Here is a 20,690-nt window from a genome sequence, read left to right on the forward strand (position 1 = left end):
AGTTTGTTCTTCCTCGCGGTGTTTCTCATCGCATTTCTATGGTGCATCTTCACTCACCAAGACAAGAGCGCGAGTTTAGTCTCTGGAGCAATCGACCTCATCCTTTTAGCCGCATTTCGCGCGATGATTAAATTTCACTTTCCTGAGACACCAAAGCAAATAGTGGCTGGTTCGACTCAAGTTCCTAGATTGGATTGAGGCCCACTAGATACACGCATACTTCATTCAAAATGATTGCATTGAGACAGACTCTTTGTTAATGTCTCTGAAGCGCAGTCGCGCTACGCACCAGTGGAACGCCCTCGCAGTCGCGAGCTGGAATGGTCAGTCGATCAAACCCGATCAATCAAGCAACTCACTTTGATTCGAGGTTTGGCCCATGCCAGTTACACAAATCGCAGACATTATCGTCCCGGCAGCATTTAGTGCCTACCAAATCGAGAATTCTCTCGTATCGACCGCATTATTTCAAAGCGGCGTGCTCGTTCAGAACGGCGAGATGGCGTCGCAGCTTCAGGCCGGTGCCGAACAATTCACAGTACCGTTTTGGGGTGACGCTGGTGAGAACGATCCCGATATCACGTCGGACGATCCAACCGTTCAAAGCGTGCCGCTGAAGATCACGGCGTCGAAGCAAGTAGTTCGCAAATCCTTCCTTCATCAGTCGTGGTCAGACATGAGCCTCGCAAGCGAGCTGTCGGGCGACGACGCACTAGCTCGCGTTCAAGATCGTGTGTCCGCGTATTGGGATCGAACTTGGGAGCGTCGGCTTATCGCATCTCTGCAAGGCGTCCTCTACTCAAACGTGAATAACAACGGCAGTGACATGGTGAACGATATCAGCGGTGCCGCTGGTACTGCTGCAAACTTCTCCGCGTCTGCTGTCATCGAAACCGCTCTAACGTTGGGTGATCGTCTGGACGATGTGAAGGCCATCGCAATGCATAGCGCAATCTACGGCGAAGCGTTGCAAAACGATTTGATCCAGTTCATTCCTCAATCGCAGGGGCTTCCCATCAAGACGTTCCGTGGCTTGGCTGTCATCCTGGATGACAACCTGAGTCCGGCAGCGGGTGTCTACACCACGATCCTGATGGGGCCTGGTGCCGTTGGCTTCGCCGTCACGCCTCCGAGGACTGGCTATGGGGCCGAAGTATTCCGTATCCCTGGTGCTGGCAATGGCGGTGGTCAGAGCGTCCTTCATAGCCGGATGAATTCGGCGCTGCATCCGCTTGGCTTCACCTTCACCGGCGCATCGGTAGCCGGTGACAGTCCGACTCGTGCGGAGCTTGCACTTGCTGCGAACTGGACGCGAGCTGTTCTCGACCGTAAGGCCGTTCCGCTGGCCTTTCTGGTCTCAAAATAACGAGATTCCCGCGCCATCGGGATAGAGGGACACGTTTTCGGGCAACGTGTCCCTCGTCATTCACCGAAACAACGAGCGAGGGAGTGGAAAACAAGCCACTCCCTCAACTTTTATGAGGATTCAGCATGGGCGCACCCCGCAAATATCCACCTAAGAACGCTGCCGCACTCATCGAGGAGCTTGCAACGCAGGGTCACGCAATCATAGGCATCGCAAAGAAACTTGGTGTTGGTAGAGAGGCTTTCAAACGCTGGTGTGAGGAAGATGAAGTATTGCAGGAAGCGTTTGAAGTCGGACGTGATGCGCACAGACAAGCTCTCGTAGCATTGTTGATGCAAGCTGCTGTAGCGAACAAAGGCACAAACGCGAATGCTATGTTTCTCCTCAAAACGATGCATGGATTTAGAGAGACAGATTCCTCAAACACCAACATCAAGGTTGGAGTGGCCGTTGTGCCGTCGGTGATGGTTGTCCGCGATCATGGCACCGATGAGGAATGGGAAGCTCGAACGGCAGAACAGCAACGTGCCTTGGTGCTTGATGCGGCAAGCCCTCCAAAGGTCATTGAGGCTGATGTGCCAGCACCGCCGTCGTATGCTCCTCTTGTGCCAGCGAGCCACCCAGCACCGCCTCTGCCTCAGTACACCGACGCTCCAGCCTGGAAAGGGAACGCATAGCAAAGCACATGGGCGGCAACCGCCACCCATCTTTGAACGTATGTCGATAAGTTCTATCGCAAACCAAATTGCGGCTTAGGTTCTCTCCCAGGCTTTGAAGTTCGATTGCCACTGCGATGCTGACCCGACGCGCCGGATGCTCTGCTTACAACGGTGATGGACTTGAACATCCTGGCTTGTGCATCATCGCCAGTCGTCAGTAACGCAACCAAAGCATTACGCTCAAATGGAACCGGCACATCGCCTTTCAATACCGTCGTCCCATCAGTGGTTTGCAGTGTAAGCTTGCCGTTGACTTCCTCAAGCCGATACGCTTTATTGAACTGCTCAAGCCATAACTCAGGAGCGTTGCTCATATCCGACGCCATTGCTTTCAGTGGGGCTTCGATGATCGTTTGACGTAGAGCGTTTTGCGCCTCCGATAGCTTGCTTTGCAATTCGGTGACGGACGTTTCTAATTCGCCTATGCGACCCTTGCGCGTTGCTGACTTCGCGAGAAGCTCGCCATTGACGCGACGAAGCGTTTCAAGTTCCGCTGTCATACCTTCGATGGTTGTCTGGACCGACTCGGGCATTATTCACTCCCTTCAGTAAGGTGCGATGTATTGATTGATGGGTTACTCCAGAACTCTCTAAACGCCTGAAGGGTTATTTTGCGTTCGCCATTACTCATGTTGAATAGGGTCCAGAGCCTCTGCTCGGGGATCGTCAGCAAATCATGGCGAAAAGTTGCTTTCATGAAAAAGCGAGCTGCTTCGTCATCGTCCCAAAACCCTTCGTTCCATAGGGGTGTCTGAGCGCTTGCGGGGTCAATCCCTGGTTCATCGTCGCTCATCGCTTCTGGCGTGAGTGCTCTGGTAATTGCCTGCTCTACAAAGCTCGACAATGTGCAATGCCTCTCTCTAGCTGCCATTTCAGCGAGGTACTTTAGGCGTGGGCTGATCTTCATGGACCACATCTCCCTCTTCTCGTCGGTACGGGGAGCGTAATTTTTATCAGCAGTCATTGGGCTTTTCCTCATCCTTCCTAGAAAGGTATATACCTCTTGACGCATCAAGTCAATAGGTATATACCTTTTTCGGAGGCATATATGGAACCTAAATTTTGCACAGTCGCTCAGGCATTGAATCGCGTGAGTATCGGGCAGTCCTACCTGTACGAGCGATTTGCCGACGGCTCTATTCGCTCAGTCAAAGCAGGGCGACGAAGGCTCGTAGACGTGGCATCACTCGACGCTTGGGCGTCGTCTCTACCCGAATCTCCACTCAAGTCAACCGCCGAAGCGAAGAAAGGCCTGTAACTATGCCATCGATCTACGAACTCACCCCTCCGCTACTCTCGATGAAGGCTCACCGCATCGAGTCGCCACTCTCAAACCGCGCCAATGATTACGAACGAGACTCGCAGTTCTTTAGTGACTACCCGAAACGTCAGTCGCTCATAAGGGAAGCGGGAATGGGCGAGTTTGACTTGGATATGCCACCGGGGGAATTTCTACAGGTGCCAACGCTCTGGGTACTCGTAACCCGGTTGTCTAATGGCGTTCATTCAATCGTGCCGGTGTATCGCGGTCGGAAGTTCTGGTCGTTTATCAAAGATGATGCCGCATTGGGACTCGTATTGGTCGATATCGCAAGGCGAGAAGGAATGGATGCACATGAGTGGTTGGCGTTTGAGCGTCGCGTCGCAGCTAAGAACAGACAAGCTCTTTCGAGCGGAAGCGGGACAATCCATTGAGTTTTGCAATCGCATCTACTTCGAATCAAGATGTCGCATTATCGCTCGCAAGTCGCGGTCTGCATGTTTTTCCTTGCAACACAGATAAAACGCCAAAGATCGAAGCTTGGGAACAAAATGCGACCGCAAGCCCGTTCGCCATCGCGACGAAGTGGGGAGCATACCCTGAAGCATTGCCTGGACTGCCTGTCGGTGCTCACGGCTTGCTGGTGATTGACGCCGACCGCAAGCCGGGTGGAACGGATGGCGTAGGGGCCTTCCATGCTCTTTGCGTCGAGCAAGGCATCGATCAGAGCACCTTCTTTGCCGTGGAGACACCGTCGAGCGGAGTCCACTTCTATTTCAGGACAGGGACGCCTTATGGCAACTCTCGCGGCTCTCTGCCGGATGGGATCGACGTTCGTTGCAGGGGTGGCTACGTCATCGCTCCTGGTGCTACTCTGCCGGACGGACGCGGCTATCGGCACGTCTACGGCTCATGGGAGGCCATCCCGGCTCTTCCTGAAGCCCTGGCTAGCTTCCTGCGGGTGAAGAGGGTACAGGCGTCACCGTCATCGACCGTGACGATGAACGCTTCGCAGGTAGGCGAAAGAGAACGGAAGTGTGCGGCGGCTGCGCTAGCCGACGAAGTAGCCAAGTTGCGAGCGATGGGCGAAGGTTCAGGACGAAACAAAGCTTTGAATGATGCTGCCCATTCCATCGGCACGATGTCAGCTTGGATCGATCTAAACGAAGTCGCCAACGCACTATATCTGGCATCAGTAGCGAATGGCTATGTCGCGAAGGACGGTGAAGCCGCCGCCAAGCAAACCATCACATCGGGGCTTACAGCAGGCCAACTAAAGCCGCGTCCGCTGCTGAGTATGCCCGGTGATACGGACTACTCCGACATCGTACCGATGATTCGGAACGGTATCGAAGCGTACAAACGCAAACAGGCGACGCAGTCAGCACCAGCAAGTATCAAGCGTTCTGTCACATTGCTACAAGGCTCAAACATCGTAGAGCGTCCCATTCATTGGTTATGGGACGGCTACCTGCCATCGGGCAAGTTGACGTTACTTGCTGGTGCCGGTGGGACTGGTAAATCGACAATCGCCTTTAGCCTTGCCGCGACCATCACCAACGGGGGTAACTGGCCGGACGGCTCGCGATGCAATGCTGTCGGAAACGTCTTGATATGGAGTAGCGAGGACGATCCAGCAGATACTATCAAGCCGCGACTTATGGCAGTGGGGGCCAATGATAGCCGGTATGGTGTCATCAGTGGGACGGTGGATGAAAACGGCTTGCCGGATTCGTTCGATGCATCGCGAGACATGGAAGGTTTGCGCGAGGCCGTTAGCCGCATCGGTGGGATATCCCTTCTCATCATTGATCCAATCGTCACAGCGGTTACAGGCGACATGCATAAAGCGAACGACGTGAGGCGCAGCTTGCAAACCATCGTAGATTTCGCCGCCGAGTGCAATTGCGCTGTCCTGGGAATCACTCACTTTGCAAAGGGTACCGCGGGTAAGAACTCGGCAGAGCGTGTCATCGGCTCTCAAGCCTTCGCAGCATTGGCTCGTATGGTGTTGGTCGCAGCGAAAGAAGAAGAGTCTGACCGCCGCGTATTTACCCGCGCCAAATCGAACAATTCAGTTGATACGGGTGGATACAGCTATTCAATCGAAGCACTCTCGCTCAAGCAAGGCATCGTAGCGACTCGCGTAGTGTGGGGTGAGCCGTTGGAAGGATCGTCGCGTTCTATCTTGGCCGATGCAGAAGGTGTGGAAACAGAGCGCCAGGGCAAGAAAATAGAAGAAGCTAAGAACTTTCTCAACAATGCCCTCGTCAACGGTCCCGTGCCCGTAGTGGAGGTCAAAGCTCAAGCTCGGAACGTGGGTATCACATCCGTTACCCTTCAGCGCGCAAAGGAAGCGATGAACGTTCAAAGTGTAAAGAGCAAACGCGACTTCGTTGGCGGTTGGGAATGGCTTCTGCCAGTACAGTTGGCATCGGCGCGGGCGGACTTGCTTCGACAATAGCAACTAAATTGCCGAAAAGAAGACTTTGGCGATACAGGCAGTCGCTCATAACTCACCAGAAACCGACTCAGCCGGACAGATCAAGGACCAGTAGGGAAAGTCGGCTGAGACGGTGTGGTTGGACAAACAACGACTGTTCCCGCAGGTAGCTTCTGATTACCAGCGTTCAGAACACGAAGCGCATCGCCGGACTGCTGTAGGGTCACCCGTGCGCAAAAAAAGCCGTGACTTGAAATTTCATCCGGATTGCGCCCCTGATCCTGGGGACTTCGGTGCGCTAACATGAATTCGTAGTCTGCCTGAGTTACATCGAGGTTGGACCATATCGGTGTTGTCTGAATGTTCCAGCTTCGTCCTTTGCCATGCGTTTGATAGGCTCTCCAGATGATCAATAGTCCGGGATAAGTTCTGGTTTTCGCAGCCGGGAAATCTAGACGCGCCGTGATGAGGTCTGCACTCCGTGAACTCAATAGAAACACCGCAAGAAACCCCACCACAGCAAGACAGCACCCGATTGCTACGCGACGCCAAGCGGCCATCCCTCTAGACTCGCGAATTGATAGGCCGCCACAAACCAGCCCTCCCAAACCGCCGATTATGAAACAGAATTGCAGAACTTCGTCATGACTGGGAGTCAGTTCAGTAGTTCTGTCAAACCAGCCAAGGATGCCACCCATCGCCAAGAGAACCAGCGAGACGACGAAACATGCTATGAGGCCCCTTCCGGCTCCTGTAACTTGGACTTTGACCGCTTCACTCACTCTTAATCATGCTCCATATCCCACTCTAAACGCTCGATTGTCGACGATTGAAGACTCGAACGTGATCAATTTGTCAGCTCTTATTCACTGATGATCTTCGGAAAGTGATCATCTTCGAAGGTAGTCATCAAATAGAAGATGATCATACTAAGTCTTTTATTTATCGAAGATCATCATAAATGATGGAGTAGAGAGGCTGAGCGCCTTCGTCTGAGCAGACTGGCACAGCTATCGAAATCGACGCAACGCTGGCACATAAAAAAGGCTCGCACCTTTCGATGCAAGCCGTGGTGATTCAATGGGAAGCCTGCTGCGACGATTTGATTACTCACGCCGACTTCTGCACCAACGTTGGCTTGCTCTCGAATCCGAAGCTAGGCAGATTCGCTCTCACTACGTCGGCAACATACGATTGACCGAGATGCGCATAGTGTCGCTCTGTCATCCGAGTATCAGCATGGCCGAGTTGCGCTGCAATAACTGGCATCGGTGTCTTGTTCATTGCAAGCTGCGACGCGTAAGTGTGACGCAAAATGTGGAAGCTGACCGCCGGTTCAATCTTGGCTTCTTTGCAAACCTCGTTCATCCAGTATGTTTGCTGCGAATGACCCCAAGGTTTACCACCTTTTCTTCCTTCATCATGAGTGAAGAGGTAGTCATCATCGGCTTTGCCGTCCGCAACGCTCTCAAAGAACGATGTGCCTTCGTCAGTCAAGGCGATGTTTCGAGCTTTGCCACTCTTGCTCATCGCAATGTGAATCGTGTTTGCAGCAGAGTCAAATGCGCTGACTCGGAGCGACGTTATCTCGCTATACCGGCAACCTGTGTAAAGCGCGGCTCGAACGAGCTTTCTAAAGTCTGGTGGACACGCTGCGATGAGTCGTTTGCATTCCTCCACCGAGATATGGCGAATCTTTGGTGCGTCAACCTGCCTGAATGGGCTGATCTTCTCCCAAGCGGCTCTAGTAGCGATTCGATTCTCTCGATGTTTGTATCCGAAGTTTAGTGCGGCCTTCAGAATCGTAAAAATACGGTTGGCGGTAGCTTGACGCTTGCGCATTACTTCCGGGTCTAGGTCGGTTGCGGCAAGGGAATCGCGCCATGTTTCTAGCTTGTTCCGAGTCAGCTTCGACACGTCAATATGACCTAACTTTGGCAGGATGTGAGCATTCATTGTGTAACGCGTATGGCTCAAGTCCTTGCGTTTCTTCGACTGACGATCTTTGAGATAGTCCTCCATGAGCTGAGCGACGGTATATGGACCGCTCACAGCGTCGCCAGCGTCATGAGCCGCCAACTGCCCGTACCAAGCGCGAGCTGCGTCCTGAGCCTGTTGGAAGCTCATTCCGACGCTCTCTACGAAGTCATTCGACTTGCCGAGTGGCGAATACCGATAACCGTGTTCGGAGTGGAAACTTCTCGCGACCCAGGAACCACCGCGAACACCGCGTCTGTAGCCAAGCGATAGCCCATCTGCGACATGTGCGAAGTATGGCCGTGCCTGAATTGGGAGTTTTGCGCGGGATGATCGACTGCCTAATTCGCGTGCTGAATGCTCTGCCGTTCTCATGCTTTCGAGTGTGAGGCCTGTCTTAGAAAATGTCGAGCAAAATGTCGAATAAGAATGAGCAGAAACCCACAAGAGTCAGTGGAAGCTGGTGGAAGGTGTACGGCAAATCGTCAATAGGCATAGGACTTTTGTGAATTCTATAAATTTTATACACGCTTCAGAATTGCAAACTTTTGGCCCTTTCAAGGCTGAGAGTACGGGTTCGATCCCCGTTGGCGCTACCAAACTATCAACAACTTATGGCAAGAGGGCTCAGACGTACGTGGTCTGATGCGTTTATGTGTAGCCAGTTGTATCGTAGGGCTGGAGTAGCCGTCCTGGCCAGGACCAATGGTTAATAACAAACCGAGGCACAGCCAATTGACAGATATCGCTGAAAAGAGGTCGGCCCTTCAAGGGGCGTCGAGTTTGTGGCGACCGTTGCGCGTGCCTACCTTCCGCGATATGTTGGCTGCGAATGTCGTCTCCGATATTGGCGCGTTCATGCAGACTGTTGGAGCAGCGTGGCTGATGGTGTCACTCCACGCCGGGCCGATTTACGTCGCGCTCACGCAAACCGCTTCGTCTCTGCCATATTTTCTGCTATCACTCCCCGCCGGTGCTGCTGGAGATATTGTGGACCGCCGCAAGCTGATTCTCGCCGCCGAAGTATGGATGGCGGGCGTGGCACTCGTCCTCTGCGTGCTAACCATCGGCGGATTTATGTCCCCCTGGGCGTTGCTGGTATTGACGTTTGCGCTGTCGGCGGGGGATGCATTCGAAACCCCATCATGGCGCGCAATCCTGCCTGAATTGGTGCCTAAGGAGGACCTCGCGGCAGCGTCAGCACTGAATGGGATCGAGTTCAATCTTGCCCGCGCCGTTGGACCCGCGCTTGCGGGTGTCGTTATAGCCGTCGCCGGCGTCGCCGCGGCATTTGTGGCAAACTTCGTAGCGTTTTTCGGGGTCATTCTGGTTGTTGCGAAGTGGAAGAGACCTGTGCGCAAGCTGACCACGCCACCAGAGACGTTCACGGGAGCCACGGTTGCCGCGATTCGCTATGTCCGCTACTCGCCCGCAGTTCTCACCGTCGTGGTTCGGACGGGCGTGGTCACATTTTTCGCAAGCGCACTCTTTGCGTTACTGCCAACAGTTGCTCACAGCGTCAATAAGAGCGCGATAGGCTATGGACTCTTGCTGGGATGCTTTGGGCTTGGCGCAGTTTTAGGTGCTTTGCTTATGCAACCAGCTCGCGCCAGATGGTCGACGGAGGTGATTCTCTCATCGGGGGTAGTGATCCTCGGGGCTGCGATTGCAATCGTCAGTGGTCTTCACCGATTGAGTACGCTCGCTCCCGTCATGCTGATTGGCGGTGCGGCATGGATCCTTTTTATTTCTCTGATCAACACTTTGGTTCAAAACCTGGCGCCAGAGTGGGTGCGCGCGCGAGTGCTTGCGGTCTTCATCTTGGTTTTTCAGGGAAGCTTCTCTCTTGGTAGCGTGGTGTGGGGCGCTGTCGCCCAGAGAGCGGGCGTTGGGATTGCTCTCGTCTCAGCCGGGATTGGAACAATCGCGACTACTCTGCTCGCGCTTTTCGCAAAGTTTCCTGACGCGCCCACGGACCTGAGTCCCTGGAATCACTGGCGTATGCCTGTTGTAGTTGGGGACAATGACTTAGAGCAGGGACCCGTGCTGGTTACGATCGAATACTCTGTTATTCCGGAGCGAAATGCGGAATTCGTGGACGCGATCCATCAGTATGGTCGGATACGACGTCGGGACGGTGCGTATAGCTGGGGAGTTTTTCACGACATCGAAGTCGCGGACCGCTATCTGGAGGTGATGCTGGTGAATTCGTGGGCGGAACATCTGCGTCAGCATGAGCGGCTCACCCGAGCGGACACGGAGTTGGAGCGTCGTATGCTAAGTTATCTCGCCAAAGATACAGTCTCGCGTCACCTGATCTATACACACTCGAAAGAAACGTAGCGTCTGAGAAAGGCTCCCCGAGTGTCTCAAATGGGAGACCTTCTGCTCTTTTGACAGCTTGTAGGGTGCAGACTAGGTCTAGCTCAGCCAATTCGCTGGTATTGCTGCATTTAGTTAGTTCTTGGGGGCTTAGCGGATGTAATGGCGGAGAGACAGGGATTCTCTTAAATTCTTAAAATATCCAACAAAAATAGCTATTGTTCCCTTGTGGTACGGTAGTGGTACCATCTCCTCAGGGGATATACAACGATCGATGGCGAACAAAAAGCTGACGCTCTATCGCAAGTGCAAGACACCTGAAGGCTGGAAGCGCTACCCGGCATGTATGTCAGCGAATGGCAAAGTGAAGCCTGACATCGTCATCGTCGGCGGCTTCGAAGTTGCCTATCCTACCGGCCATTACGAACTCCGATCATTCGAGGGCTCGAAGACAAAGTGGACTAGGGTTGAAGGCAACGCCACCGATGCGTTAGCCGCCTTCAAGAGTGCGCAGAAGGTAGCGACAGCCGTGGCCGTCGCGGGTGACGCGGGAGTGCAGGTAGTCAAAGATGCGATGCGAATCCCTTTACGGGATTCCTATCCGGTGTTCGTCCAGGCTGCGCTCGATCGTAAGTCGACGGAGGCTGCTGAGATCTACCGGAGGACTCTAGAAGACTTTCTGACGACTTGTAAGAAGACCTACGCAGATGAACTCACCCATGAAGACGTCATCAAGTTTCACGGAGCAATGCGTAAGCGGGGTCTGTCCGACCGGACTGTCTACAACCGACACATGAACCTTCGCGCGTTCATCATCTATCTGGGGCTCGACGTGAAGGCGGTGGCAGGGAAGTCGCCGAAGTTTGAGAAGACGATGCCGGAGATCTACGAGCCGAAGGAGTTGAAGTCTTTCTTCAAAGCGTTGACGACCGACTACGATAGGTTGTTCTTCGACCTTCTGCTCAAGACCGGCCTCCGGGAAAGGGAAGCGGCCCACCTTGAGTGGACCGACATTAGCTTCGAGCGCAGGACATTGCAAGTCAGGTCGAAGCCCCGCTACCAGCACAAGATTAAAGATTCAGAAGAGCGCGAGATGCCCCTAACTGCCGAACTCGTAAAGGAGCTGCGCGAGTACCGAGAGAAGAGCCCTGACCACCGGCTAGTGTTCGGCAAGCGCGGAGGGGACGTGGACGAGCCAGACGGTCATCTGCTTCGTCGCCTAAAGACCTTGGCTAAGAAGGCTGGACTCAATTGTGGCACCTGTGACGGGTGCATCTCCAGTAAGGAGTGCGAGCTCTGGTTCCTGCACAAGTTCCGGGCAAACTACATAACGACTTTGCTTCGTAACGGTCTCGATCTCCGCACAACCATGGCTTTGTCAGGTCATGCGGATATCGCATCAGTGATGAGGTACTTGCGTCCTGCTGGTACTGAGGTGATGCAAGCCAAGGTTGACTCGATCAAGTGGCGCTGACCGCTAGGCCGACCGCGAACGCAACCAGGCGGCGGTCTCGTAGGGGTCGAACTTGACAGCGCCGCCTATCAGCACCGCAGGCTGCCCCCCGCGCTTCACACGGTTGTAGAGGGTCTTTACTGATTCACCTAGCAGGGGCGCAAGCTCCTTGGTGGTAAGCATCCCACGGTGACGCTCGATCGTCGTGGCGACCGAGCAGGGCTCATGGTGGTCACTGGCATCGGGGAAAGTCCGGCAGAAGGGTGTGATCTTGCTCATGGTTTGGAGTCCTCTGTCTCTATTGTGTCTATACAGACACCTCTGCCAAAGTATGAGGTCGATCAGCAAGGAATGGCAGGTCTTGAAGGTGCATGAGACCTTCTGCACGTATCTACGGCTAGTAGGGTTCGCCCCATTCCTTGGTGGCTTTTGTGCAGGTCCCCTCGAGAGCTGTTTCGATGCCCTCCGGACTGAGATCATCTGGGGAAATGTAGTGGACTGCCTCAATATGGCACTGCATTCCTCGATCCCGCTCTATCTTCCACTCCACACTCCCCCTGTCTCGGGATCGCTGCCAAGTAAGACTGCCAATGGAGGTCGAGAGGATTTCGAGAAGATGCTTGTCGGTGAAAGTCTGAGCGACATACTTCGCTTCATTGAAGGTATCCTTTATGGACTTCATCGTTGAATCTGTCACTTCTTTACCGTTTACAGAGTCCCCGAAAGCATCGAAGATCGCGTCCATCGCCCGCCAGGCCTTGGTTCGGAAAGGACCACTGAGAGAAGCTCGGGTCGTCGACGGTTTCTGCTTCGTTTGAGCGAAACCTGCTCCCGTGGTCCAAAGGACTAGAACGATCGCGGCGGTGTGGCGAAGTTTCATTTCCATCTCCTGGTGCTCTGATTGAGATAAGCACGGCATTCGCGCCGGGTGGGCATCTCTCCAGATGGATGTCTGGAGAGCTTGCTAGCGAGCTCGTTAGCAAGTTATATAACAAGTTATAAATCTCACCGCGCATCAGAGTATCGAGCTTGCGAGTAGCGATTCAGTACGACTTGGTTGATTCCTAGAAGTCTATCTAGAAATCTAGATTCCTACAGAACCAGACGGAAGGGCATCCAGCGATCTGCGTGGCAATTCTCATGGCCTACCAACTTGGTAGCGTGGTTGGTAGCAACCTACCAACTTAATAGACGAGACAGGTATCGAGTGTGACAACTGGCATTCTCGTTGGGCATGCAGCTTCGATGAACTTTGTGTAGAGGTGTTCCGCTCTAGGCGGACACCCATCCTGGTACTCAGCAAGACATCAGGCATTCAAAGTTTATAAAACGTCTCGTATCCCTAGTACCATTGAGCTATTGGGAGAACTACCAGATGACACTGAGTGATGAGCTTCAGGTAATAGATCAGACGATCAACGAACTCGACGCTAGGCGCGTAGATTTGATCCACCGCATGACGGCGGTTCAGCAGCCGACGTGCAGCGGGAAGGTGATTCAGTTCCCGGGCGTCAGCGTGACGGTGCGTGACAGTGGAACCGATGAGCATATGTGGTAGTTGAGTTGGTCTACTTGGGGATCCGCCACCAGCGGAATCCCTCCAACTGTCGCCTGTCGATATAGAGACGTATAGAGGAACTTAGGCATAAACATACCTGATTCATCAAACGCTAAGGTTACTCAGAAATCGTGCCACAAGACTCGTACGTCAGTCCTCATCTTTATATGTGTCCCTTACGTCTCGTGACTTGGGATGCATCTGGTGGTACACCCCGAACCAAAAACCGCCAACGATTGCGGCTGTCGCAAATCCAGCCGCAAACGGTGGCACCCGATCGCTGGACTCGCCCTCTTCTTCTCTTGCCTCCTGGTCGTGCTGGGACACATGGATTGATGACGACCAAGCCGCAAATGCTACGAACGCGACGGTTCCTAGTACCAGCCAGAAGTACAGGCTTTTGATGAGGCGCATTCCTTCTTCTCGATGTAAGCCACAGCTTACGTGTACGCCGCAGCATACAGACATGGTTTAGGGATGGCAACCGACATCTGCGTGAAGATTGAGCGGCGGATTCGGGTTCTTCGAACCACAAATAGTCTGATGAGCCACGTATGTTTGCGCCAAGTTATCCCTGACAGCCAGCGCTTGACCCCAAGTAGGTGTAGCCCTGCCCGAGGGAACTCATGAACTGGGATTCGCCGTAAGCGGACTCCCCTACTTGAGATTGAGATCTGTTTAAGTTGAGTCATGAGATACGAGCCAGGGGTTGGACTGGTCTCTGTCCTGAGCGCGGAAGTACTCAAGACGTTAGTGGAGAGTATTTTCGAAAATAGGCTGCTTCTGTGAATCGCAAAAAGCATCTAATTTGGTGCGGGTGCGAATAAGGCTTCAGTATTCTGCCGCATCCTCCCTCAAGTTTCCATACCAAACCAGGAGATCGGCTTCCTGATGGTTTGCGAGCTGGGAACCGGCTGGAGGCCGGATTCCCACTCAGGGGGTTGAGCATCAGGGATCTTGGTTCTCAGATTACGAGCCAGGCAGCTTTATGGAGGGTCGAGTTCTTGATCAACCAGATAAACAGAAGGACCGGGACATTTTGGTTCAGTGGACCTTCCGAGAGAGTATCTACCCAATGGCAAACGTCGGCAAATCGAGCAAGCCCTTCAAGAGGAATCAGGAGATAGAGAACGCCATCGCTCAGGCGACCCAGTATGTGGGTGGCGTTGCCCTGTTTCAGGTGCCGAGCTGGGTCAGACCTCGTGTCGATGCATTCGTGGTAAGTCCAAAGATCAAAAGAGATTCGATGGTTTGTTTCGCATGTGCCTTCTGCAAAACCGGATTCGGGCTCTGCCGATTCACCGAACTACGCGATGGTGATGTGAAGTCATGCTGGTGCCTGGAGGATAAAGAGAACAGAGACTACCAGGCTCGTCAGGTGAACAAGATATCCGCCAGAGATCTGCGCAAGATCTACGACGACCGAACCTCCATTGGAATAACAGCCACTCTTTCGAAGTGGGGGATTACAAAATCCACTCTCGACCACGCCTGCAAGGACAAGTACTCACGTCTGACACGAAAGCCAATAAATATCCAGAATGAAATCTATCTGCTGGCAAACGTCCGCGGTGTCAAGGCTGCGATGGCAAAGTTTGAACTCAATCATGCGGAAACGATGACCATATGCGGAATCGCCCGCAAGCGTAAAGCCGCCGAGAAGGCGGAGGCGACTGCAGCTTGGGTTGCGATGCCTGAGTCGCGTAAGTCGGCGATCAAGACCATCATCAAAGAAGGTAGATCAATGATCCGCGATGCAGTAGAACAGGCCACAGGCGGTCTCGAGGCTCAGCCTTGGGACTGGTACGAGGAAGGCCGCTACTGGGGCGAGCTGACCATAGGTGAGTACTCTACCTGCGGCGAGTACAGTTATTTCGGATGGGCGGTTGATGTCGTACGCGCACTACCTGAAGAGTTCGCCGCATCAATCTTCGGATCCTCAGTCATACAGTTCATCGAAGTCATCAACCAGACGGAGAGCGGTCGAGCTGGACGTCGCAGGCGCTACAAGAACAGGATCTCTTCGATTGACACCCCGTTGGTCAAGCGAAAGAGAGCACCAGCAGCCAAGATGAGCGGCAAGTACTTCTTCCCACCCATGGGTAGCCAGGACATAGTCGCCGGGATCTCAACATACGCTCTCGCTGCATAGAAGGATTCACATGCCAAGTAAGCTGATCATTATGAAGCCATCGAAGGTCACACCTAAGAAGGCAGCACGCGAAACCTACTTTCACCCCGACAAGATCAATGGTGTTGGGCTCGCAAAGTTGCTCATGTCTCTGCCACCTTCAGTACTGAAGAAGCTATGTGAGGACACTGGCGACTGAGTTCATTCTCAGGGGCTTTTCACCGCTTGGGGAGGACTGAGGGGAACCCTTAAGATGGAGGATTGGCGTAACAGTTCGGACAGTTGGCAATATGCTGGTATTTCTTGTGAACCGCGTCAGTCCATCGCTCCTCAGCTGCCTTGAAATCGTCCCATTTGTCTGTGAACAGCTCACGACTAGTCTGAAGGTTTTCCTCAGCTGCGACACGTGCCCTGACACTCTCGTTGAACTTCTTCTCTAGGTTGTATCCCTCTTCACATGCCATAGTGGAACAACTGTAGATGAGTTAGTGTTCTGTGGCAACGACCCGTTTGGTAAGCTGTCGCAATGCCATTAAAACCTGTCATCACTGGCTGGCTGCACGATCATCTCGGGACAATCTTAATAACGTTCTTCATCACATCGCTTCTCACGCCACTCAGGGATTGGGTATTTGCTAAAGTTCCTGTTGGCTACAAACATATTTCTCTGAAGTCTGCTCGAAAACGTCTAGAGACGCTGAACAGAGTCCACAACAATGCATATGAACTTGTTCTAGAGATTGTCAGAATAGTGGCAAATGCCTTCTTTTGGTTCTACATCTATACAGGTACATGTTGTCTTGTGATGAGCTACACATTGAAGCACAGCCTTTCCGTAGGTCGCGAAGGTTCTCCGGAAGAGACGCTGGCGTTGCTAGCATCACTGCCGTTCATCCTTTGCTTTAGTATCGTCGCGACGGTATCGATCCATTTCTATCCTCTGTTGCGACTCTTTAGAGAACTGACCAGTTTTGAACGAACGAGGGCTGCGCTGGGAAAGACGATAGCAAAGCTTGAAGTGAAAGGCCCCTGAGACGGGACGCAGGGGCTTCATTGCTTGGGGAGGACCTTCAACTCATCCAACTCTAGCAGTTCGCGGAAGGTTTACGCCGAACCATCCCGACTAATCCGAGCATACCGGTTCCAAGCAGCATGACGGCGGAGGGTTCGGGAACTGTCGACACTGAACTCTCAGTCCATTTCCCCGGTGCGTGATATGTGTAGGCCCCTCCTCCTTCAAGCGCACCGCCATCCACTGCCGGGTCCAATGCTCCCTCACCTGAGTTCTCTGTATAGATGTATGCATACCCTGGATCGGGGGAAACTTCGTTCTGCATAAAGATTTCCCAATACGCAACCTCGCCAAGCGAGTTCGTTTCGAGGCTGACGTTTAGGTAAAGTCCCGGCACCGCAGTTAGGTTTGTAATCGTGCTCACGCCGTCTGAAAAGCTAAAGGCAATAGGCGTAACCACAACAGTGGAGTTATCTCCCAAAGGCTGAGTAAAAGTGACCGTCCCGCTCACGTGGTCCTTGGTGGTGAGATCGCCAGAGTCGCCATATAACTCATTGAAGTTATAACCTTTGTACGTGTAAACGGTATCGGCCAGCATTGGCAGGGGCAAGGCAAGAAGAGACAGGAACAGAGCAAACCTTAATCGCATAAACACCTCTTGAGCGGAATTCCCCTACAGTGACAGCCCACGGGAATCAGTGCAAGAGAAATTATTAGGCCGATGGGGAGAGCACTGTTCGACGTGTGCATATCTTTGCGTCGTCGCAATAGAAGGTCTTCAAATCGCAAAGCCCCTGAGAGGCGACTCAAGGGGCTTCATTGCTTGGGGAGGGAACTGAGGGAAAGAGTATCAGGCTGCTTTGGGCTTTAACCCCTAAACCCAGGAAATAGAGCTGATCTTCGATTGCATCATCTCAGACTCAGCCGGTCTGAGGTAACGCATAGTGGTTGTCATATCTGAATGGCCTGTGTATTCCATTACCGTTCCGATATCGACTCCGTTACGGAGGAGAGTGGTTGTGTATGTAGCGCGGAACTTGTGAAGATACCAAAGGCTACACTCTTTGCTCTTACTTTTACAGCCGTCGCATTGCCCACAATGCAGCTTGGCAGCAGTCGTCACCCGTTTGAGGGTTCGCAACAGTTTCTTATTTGGCGTGTCGTTCTCGGTGCCGATTGCCAGTTTCATTGTGGGATGTTTGTCTTTCCAAGTCTTCAACAGCTCGATCAGATCGTTGGGTATGGGTACAGATCGTTCAGCCCGATCTTTGATCTTTTTACCCGATTTCCTCTCCTCACGAACCTTGAGGATCTTGGAATCAAAGTCAACATGCTTCCAATCGAGATACATAGCCTCACTCATCCTCAGACCTGTTTGCAGTAGGAGATTGAACACCACCCTGTCATATTCATCTCGACAGGCTGCAAAGAGGGAATACTTCTGCGGCATTTCCCATGGCGATGTATCTCCCAGCACTCAGTGTGCGGCTTTGCCGGGCTTCTATCAAAGAATGCCATTCTTCTGATCGAAGGAGACGAGAGGGGAGGAGACGCTAATTGAGGGCAGTGCAATCAGAAGGTTAACTTAGAAGACAGTCCGCGGTTGTATGCCGGCAGTTTCTTCTTGTAGATGCTCGTGTACATAAAGTTGAGCAATTCAATAATTGCATGAAGAGCTCGTTCGACTGCTCTGTCTCCGATTACGGGCAGTTCGCTTTTTGGATGGGTCAGGCGATTCCGCAGGTGCGAAGCTTCTAAGAAGTTGCTCCAGTACGGCGCCTTACGGTCAACGCGGCTCGTAGAGAAGCGGCGACAGAGAAACAGTACCCGATCCTCGATACGATGAATCTTGAGGACGTTTTTCGCCTTATATTCTCCATCGACTAGATCGACCGCCTGCTCAGCGAGCAGGCCGCGTTCATGCGGGCTCAAATCTGCGCGCGAGAGGAAATCATCAGCTATGGCGTTCAGGTGTGCCTCGAATGCGGCAAACCCAAGCATAAGCGCGGCATGCAAGAAGGCCTTCCGACCATCTGAGTCCTTTGCGCCTCGAGCCATTTCTAGAAAGTGCTTGGCCTCTTCCAGAAGATCGGAGCCAAAACTCGAAAGAGCTGCCATCAACCGACCTTCTTCTCAGCGCTCTGAACTTCGAGGACAGCTTGCTTTGCGTGGTACTTCTTCATAGCGAGGTCCACGAGTGCTGCTGTGATGCCGTCGCCTTTTTCAGCTTGCAAACAGAACAACTCTACAAACCGGCCGCGTTCCTTAGCATCTGTCCGGTAACCTAAACCGCGGTAGTTTTCCGCGTCGGTACCGTGTCGGCCCTTGGCGAGGGCGGTTGCGTTCAGCGGATCCCTTCCGGCTTGATCTTTCAGCGCAAAATGCTTTGTTAGGCGAGTCGGGTTGGTCGAGAGAATACCGGCCGTGTAAGCCCACGCAGACAGCACTGCATAGTTCAACGCTTTCTCTTGAAAATCAAGCGCACCCTTCTTTTTGCCCTCGAAGGCGGTACGCTGCGCCTCCACAAAAGCTGCGAATTCCTTCGCAGCCGTTTCTAGCTTAGCGTCCTTCCAAATCTTGCTGTTACTCCTAAGCTGCTCCCAATCATTATCTGTTCCGCCGCTCTTGCAAATCTTGGGTGAAGTGTCAGTTTTGTCGAACTCACTCTGAGCGACAGACTGTCCACGGAAGTAATTCAAAATGAACGTTCGAGCGGCGCTGACGGTAATTTGAGCGCCTCGCTGCCGTTTATCCGCGAAGTCTTGGGATGGTCCGAGGAGATTTACTCTTTGGCACCAGTCACGGAGTTCAGGGCCACGCATCGTCTCCTGCATGCGGTCATACAGATCGGTCGGAACGGCTATGACGGTGTTTGAAATCAACTGAGCATCGAGGCGTTGTTCGGGACTAAGACCAAAATAGACTTTGATTCCGTGAATCTCGTTGATGCCCTCAGCGAGAGCTTCTTTTATTGCCTCAAACCTGTGCTGTCCCCCAATTATCTTAAGAGGGTGTTCCGCGTCAAATTCGGTCGTAAATTCGGTCACGATATTGCTGAAGCTCCGTCGTAGCTTCGCATCGTTTTTCATAGCAACAAAGGCCGTGTGATCGGCGACAATGTCTCTGTTAGCGCGGTAGTCGGGCTGGTCTTCGGGATCTAGAGGAACATCGGTCGTGGATAGCGAGACGAGTTTGTCTGCCCGTACATGACACTCCGAATAAAGAGCAAGTGTTCTCGGATCGGCGAACACGTGGAACACTTCTGCGCTCTCGCTTGGCTGAAACGTGCTGACGAATCCGTCTATAACGGCTTCGGGGATGGCGATCTTTTTGAGCAAATCGTCCGGGACGACGGGCTTGATGTTTGTTTTTGTCATAGGTGATGTAGTTCCCAATTCTAACGCGTACTCATGAAAGTGGAAGACACCAAAGGAATTCGCGCAACTACATTTGAGAATTTGCCAACGACGATCAAACTCATGTTTGACGGTGTTTCCAGGACCACAGTGGGCTTCGCGGTCCGCGCACGCACCCAGGCCGCAATGTCAAAAGGATCGAGACGTATCGACGCACCAAGGACTCCATAACCATTTATGCGTGGACGGTACCTGATACTTTGGAACACTCTGACCGGAGGTAGTCCGCTTATGTTCGAAGACAAATGGATAGAACCTTTAAACCGGTAGAACAAAAGTAGCTATACTATGGGATCTTCCAAAGCGACTTAGGAACTGAAGTGTCGCCTAAGTACCCACGAAATGTACAAAAGAGGCTGTTTCACGCTCTCCCGGCCTATGATCGACCGACCCCATCCAAGTGGTCGGTGGTTGATAATCGGCCACTCGATAAGATGCAACGCTGATTCGCCGCCGGGCCGGAGTAGTTCTGATGAACAGTCAGCCGGACCTCCGGATCTGCATCGTGAATCCAAAGTGCGACTGGGTGCATCGCTGCGGGAAAAGGGATTCCATCTATACGCGCGAGGCGGCCGTCGTCCTTGATGTCCCAGCGCAATCCGAGACCGAAGCGAGGACAGCGGACGTAGTGAGACTTAACCTGCCCTGCAATTCCCAAGTTCTTCGGAGCGGGGATTGGGATCGATTGTGCGTACGGGGAACGACAGCCTCACTCTAACGTCCTCGGTTTTGCTTAGACTTGAGACGGAGATCTAAAAGCATCTGTACTCGATCCCATTTTTGTTGTTCGATTGTCTTTCCTTGGCTTTTCTGAACTGCAACTTCTTCCGTCGCTCTTAGAGCTCCTGCCGCCTTATTAAATGCCTTTTGTCGAGGGTCGACTGGTGAGTGTCAGTTACCCACTCAATGAGGTCACACATTGCCCGAACTCGGTTTCTTTGAAGAGGTTCATCATGTAGTAATCCTGGCGGAGCTGTGCCGCTCTTCCCACAGTCTGAAACAAGAAAAGTTTGTCTGCCGCAGAGCGAGGAT

The 20,690-nt window shown here is 52.9% G+C and carries 20 protein-coding genes; 10 read left to right on the top strand and 10 right to left on the bottom strand.

Features of this window, described 5'->3' with window-relative positions; translation table 11 throughout:
* Positions 1 to 379 precede the first annotated feature (379 nt).
* Both RBB76_RS22460 and RBB76_RS22465 read left to right on the top strand, forming a co-directional pair.
* Entirely contained in the window at positions 380 to 1,366 is a 987-nt protein-coding gene (locus tag RBB76_RS22460) for a hypothetical protein (RefSeq protein ID WP_429631044.1), read from the top strand.
* 125 nt (positions 1,367 to 1,491) lie between these two features.
* Positions 1,492 to 2,043: a hypothetical protein gene (locus tag RBB76_RS22465; RefSeq protein WP_429631042.1), complete on the top strand. Its 552-nt coding sequence runs from the start codon at positions 1,492 to 1,494 to the stop codon at positions 2,041 to 2,043.
* Between the two features lie 53 nt (positions 2,044 to 2,096).
* Here the strand turns inward: RBB76_RS22465 and RBB76_RS22470 are convergent, their stop codons facing one another.
* Both RBB76_RS22470 and RBB76_RS22475 read right to left on the bottom strand, forming a co-directional pair.
* The gene (locus RBB76_RS22470) at positions 2,097 to 2,618 is read right to left on the bottom strand and encodes a hypothetical protein (protein WP_429631041.1); all 522 of its coding nucleotides are present in this window, start codon (positions 2,616 to 2,618) and stop codon (positions 2,097 to 2,099) included.
* Positions 2,618 to 3,049 (bottom strand): hypothetical protein, encoded by a 432-nt coding sequence (locus tag RBB76_RS22475; RefSeq protein ID WP_429631039.1) that lies wholly within the window; start codon positions 3,047 to 3,049, stop codon positions 2,618 to 2,620. The genes RBB76_RS22470 and RBB76_RS22475 overlap by 1 nt, the downstream gene beginning before the upstream one ends.
* A gap of 296 nt (positions 3,050 to 3,345) precedes the next feature.
* On the opposite strand from RBB76_RS22475, the gene RBB76_RS22480 reads away from it, so the two are divergent.
* Together RBB76_RS22480 and RBB76_RS22485 are read left to right on the top strand one after the other, a co-directional pair.
* The gene (locus RBB76_RS22480) at positions 3,346 to 3,780 is read left to right on the top strand and encodes a hypothetical protein (RefSeq protein ID WP_429631038.1); all 435 of its coding nucleotides are present in this window, start codon (positions 3,346 to 3,348) and stop codon (positions 3,778 to 3,780) included.
* Positions 3,777 to 5,810, top strand: coding sequence for an AAA family ATPase (locus RBB76_RS22485; protein WP_429631036.1), 2,034 nt, complete (start codon positions 3,777 to 3,779; stop codon positions 5,808 to 5,810). The genes RBB76_RS22480 and RBB76_RS22485 overlap by 4 nt, the downstream gene beginning before the upstream one ends.
* Positions 5,811 to 6,899: 1,089 nt before the next feature.
* Here RBB76_RS22485 and RBB76_RS22490 read toward each other — a convergent pair.
* Positions 6,900 to 7,916 (bottom strand): tyrosine-type recombinase/integrase, encoded by a 1,017-nt coding sequence (locus RBB76_RS22490; protein WP_429631034.1) that lies wholly within the window; start codon positions 7,914 to 7,916, stop codon positions 6,900 to 6,902.
* Between the two features lie 555 nt (positions 7,917 to 8,471).
* On the opposite strand from RBB76_RS22490, the gene RBB76_RS22495 reads away from it, so the two are divergent.
* Entirely contained in the window at positions 8,472 to 10,109 is a 1,638-nt protein-coding gene (locus RBB76_RS22495; RefSeq protein WP_429631032.1) for an MFS transporter, read from the top strand.
* 253 nt (positions 10,110 to 10,362) lie between these two features.
* Positions 10,363 to 11,562 carry a tyrosine-type recombinase/integrase gene (locus RBB76_RS22500; RefSeq protein ID WP_429631030.1) on the top strand — a complete coding sequence of 400 codons (1,200 nt, stop codon included), beginning with the start codon at positions 10,363 to 10,365 and terminating at the stop codon, positions 11,560 to 11,562.
* Positions 11,563 to 11,565: 3 nt separating this feature from the next.
* Here the strand turns inward: RBB76_RS22500 and RBB76_RS22505 are convergent, their stop codons facing one another.
* Both RBB76_RS22505 and RBB76_RS22510 read right to left on the bottom strand, forming a co-directional pair.
* Complete coding sequence (locus RBB76_RS22505; RefSeq protein ID WP_429631028.1) at positions 11,566 to 11,820, bottom strand: helix-turn-helix domain-containing protein; 255 nt, start codon at positions 11,818 to 11,820, stop codon at positions 11,566 to 11,568.
* 118 nt (positions 11,821 to 11,938) lie between these two features.
* Positions 11,939 to 12,421: a hypothetical protein gene (locus RBB76_RS22510; RefSeq protein ID WP_429631026.1), complete on the bottom strand. Its 483-nt coding sequence runs from the start codon at positions 12,419 to 12,421 to the stop codon at positions 11,939 to 11,941.
* A gap of 495 nt (positions 12,422 to 12,916) precedes the next feature.
* On the opposite strand from RBB76_RS22510, the gene RBB76_RS22515 reads away from it, so the two are divergent.
* Entirely contained in the window at positions 12,917 to 13,099 is a 183-nt protein-coding gene (locus RBB76_RS22515) for a hypothetical protein (RefSeq protein WP_429631024.1), read from the top strand.
* A 150-nt stretch (positions 13,100 to 13,249) separates the two neighbouring features.
* Here the strand turns inward: RBB76_RS22515 and RBB76_RS22520 are convergent, their stop codons facing one another.
* Positions 13,250 to 13,513, bottom strand: coding sequence for a hypothetical protein (locus RBB76_RS22520; protein WP_429631022.1), 264 nt, complete (start codon positions 13,511 to 13,513; stop codon positions 13,250 to 13,252).
* Positions 13,514 to 14,174: 661 nt separating this feature from the next.
* Here RBB76_RS22520 and RBB76_RS22525 point away from each other — a divergent pair.
* The 3 genes from RBB76_RS22525 (at position 14,175) to RBB76_RS22535 (ending at position 16,263) form a co-directional block, all read left to right on the top strand.
* Positions 14,175 to 15,251, top strand: coding sequence for a hypothetical protein (locus RBB76_RS22525; RefSeq protein WP_429631020.1), 1,077 nt, complete (start codon positions 14,175 to 14,177; stop codon positions 15,249 to 15,251).
* A 10-nt stretch (positions 15,252 to 15,261) separates the two neighbouring features.
* Positions 15,262 to 15,429, top strand: a complete 168-nt coding sequence (locus tag RBB76_RS22530) for a hypothetical protein (protein ID WP_429631018.1) — start codon at positions 15,262 to 15,264, stop codon at positions 15,427 to 15,429.
* 327 nt (positions 15,430 to 15,756) lie between these two features.
* The gene (locus RBB76_RS22535) at positions 15,757 to 16,263 is read left to right on the top strand and encodes a hypothetical protein (RefSeq protein WP_429631016.1); all 507 of its coding nucleotides are present in this window, start codon (positions 15,757 to 15,759) and stop codon (positions 16,261 to 16,263) included.
* 52 nt (positions 16,264 to 16,315) lie between these two features.
* Here RBB76_RS22535 and RBB76_RS22540 read toward each other — a convergent pair whose 3' ends face one another.
* From RBB76_RS22540 to RBB76_RS22555, 4 genes are all read right to left on the bottom strand, one after another.
* Positions 16,316 to 16,891: a PEP-CTERM sorting domain-containing protein gene (locus RBB76_RS22540; protein ID WP_429631014.1), complete on the bottom strand. Its 576-nt coding sequence runs from the start codon at positions 16,889 to 16,891 to the stop codon at positions 16,316 to 16,318.
* 225 nt (positions 16,892 to 17,116) lie between these two features.
* Positions 17,117 to 17,692, bottom strand: a complete 576-nt coding sequence (locus tag RBB76_RS22545; RefSeq protein WP_429631012.1) for a tyrosine-type recombinase/integrase — start codon at positions 17,690 to 17,692, stop codon at positions 17,117 to 17,119.
* Positions 17,693 to 17,814: 122 nt separating this feature from the next.
* Complete coding sequence (locus tag RBB76_RS22550; RefSeq protein ID WP_429631010.1) at positions 17,815 to 18,360, bottom strand: hypothetical protein; 546 nt, start codon at positions 18,358 to 18,360, stop codon at positions 17,815 to 17,817.
* Entirely contained in the window at positions 18,360 to 19,580 is a 1,221-nt protein-coding gene (locus tag RBB76_RS22555; protein ID WP_429631008.1) for a hypothetical protein, read from the bottom strand. The genes RBB76_RS22550 and RBB76_RS22555 overlap by 1 nt, the downstream gene beginning before the upstream one ends.
* Between the last annotated feature and the right edge of the window lie 1,110 nt (positions 19,581 to 20,690).

The sequence above is a fragment of the Tunturiibacter psychrotolerans genome (genome assembly GCF_051013365.1).
Taxonomy (GTDB): domain Bacteria; phylum Acidobacteriota; class Terriglobia; order Terriglobales; family Acidobacteriaceae; genus Edaphobacter; species Edaphobacter psychrotolerans_A.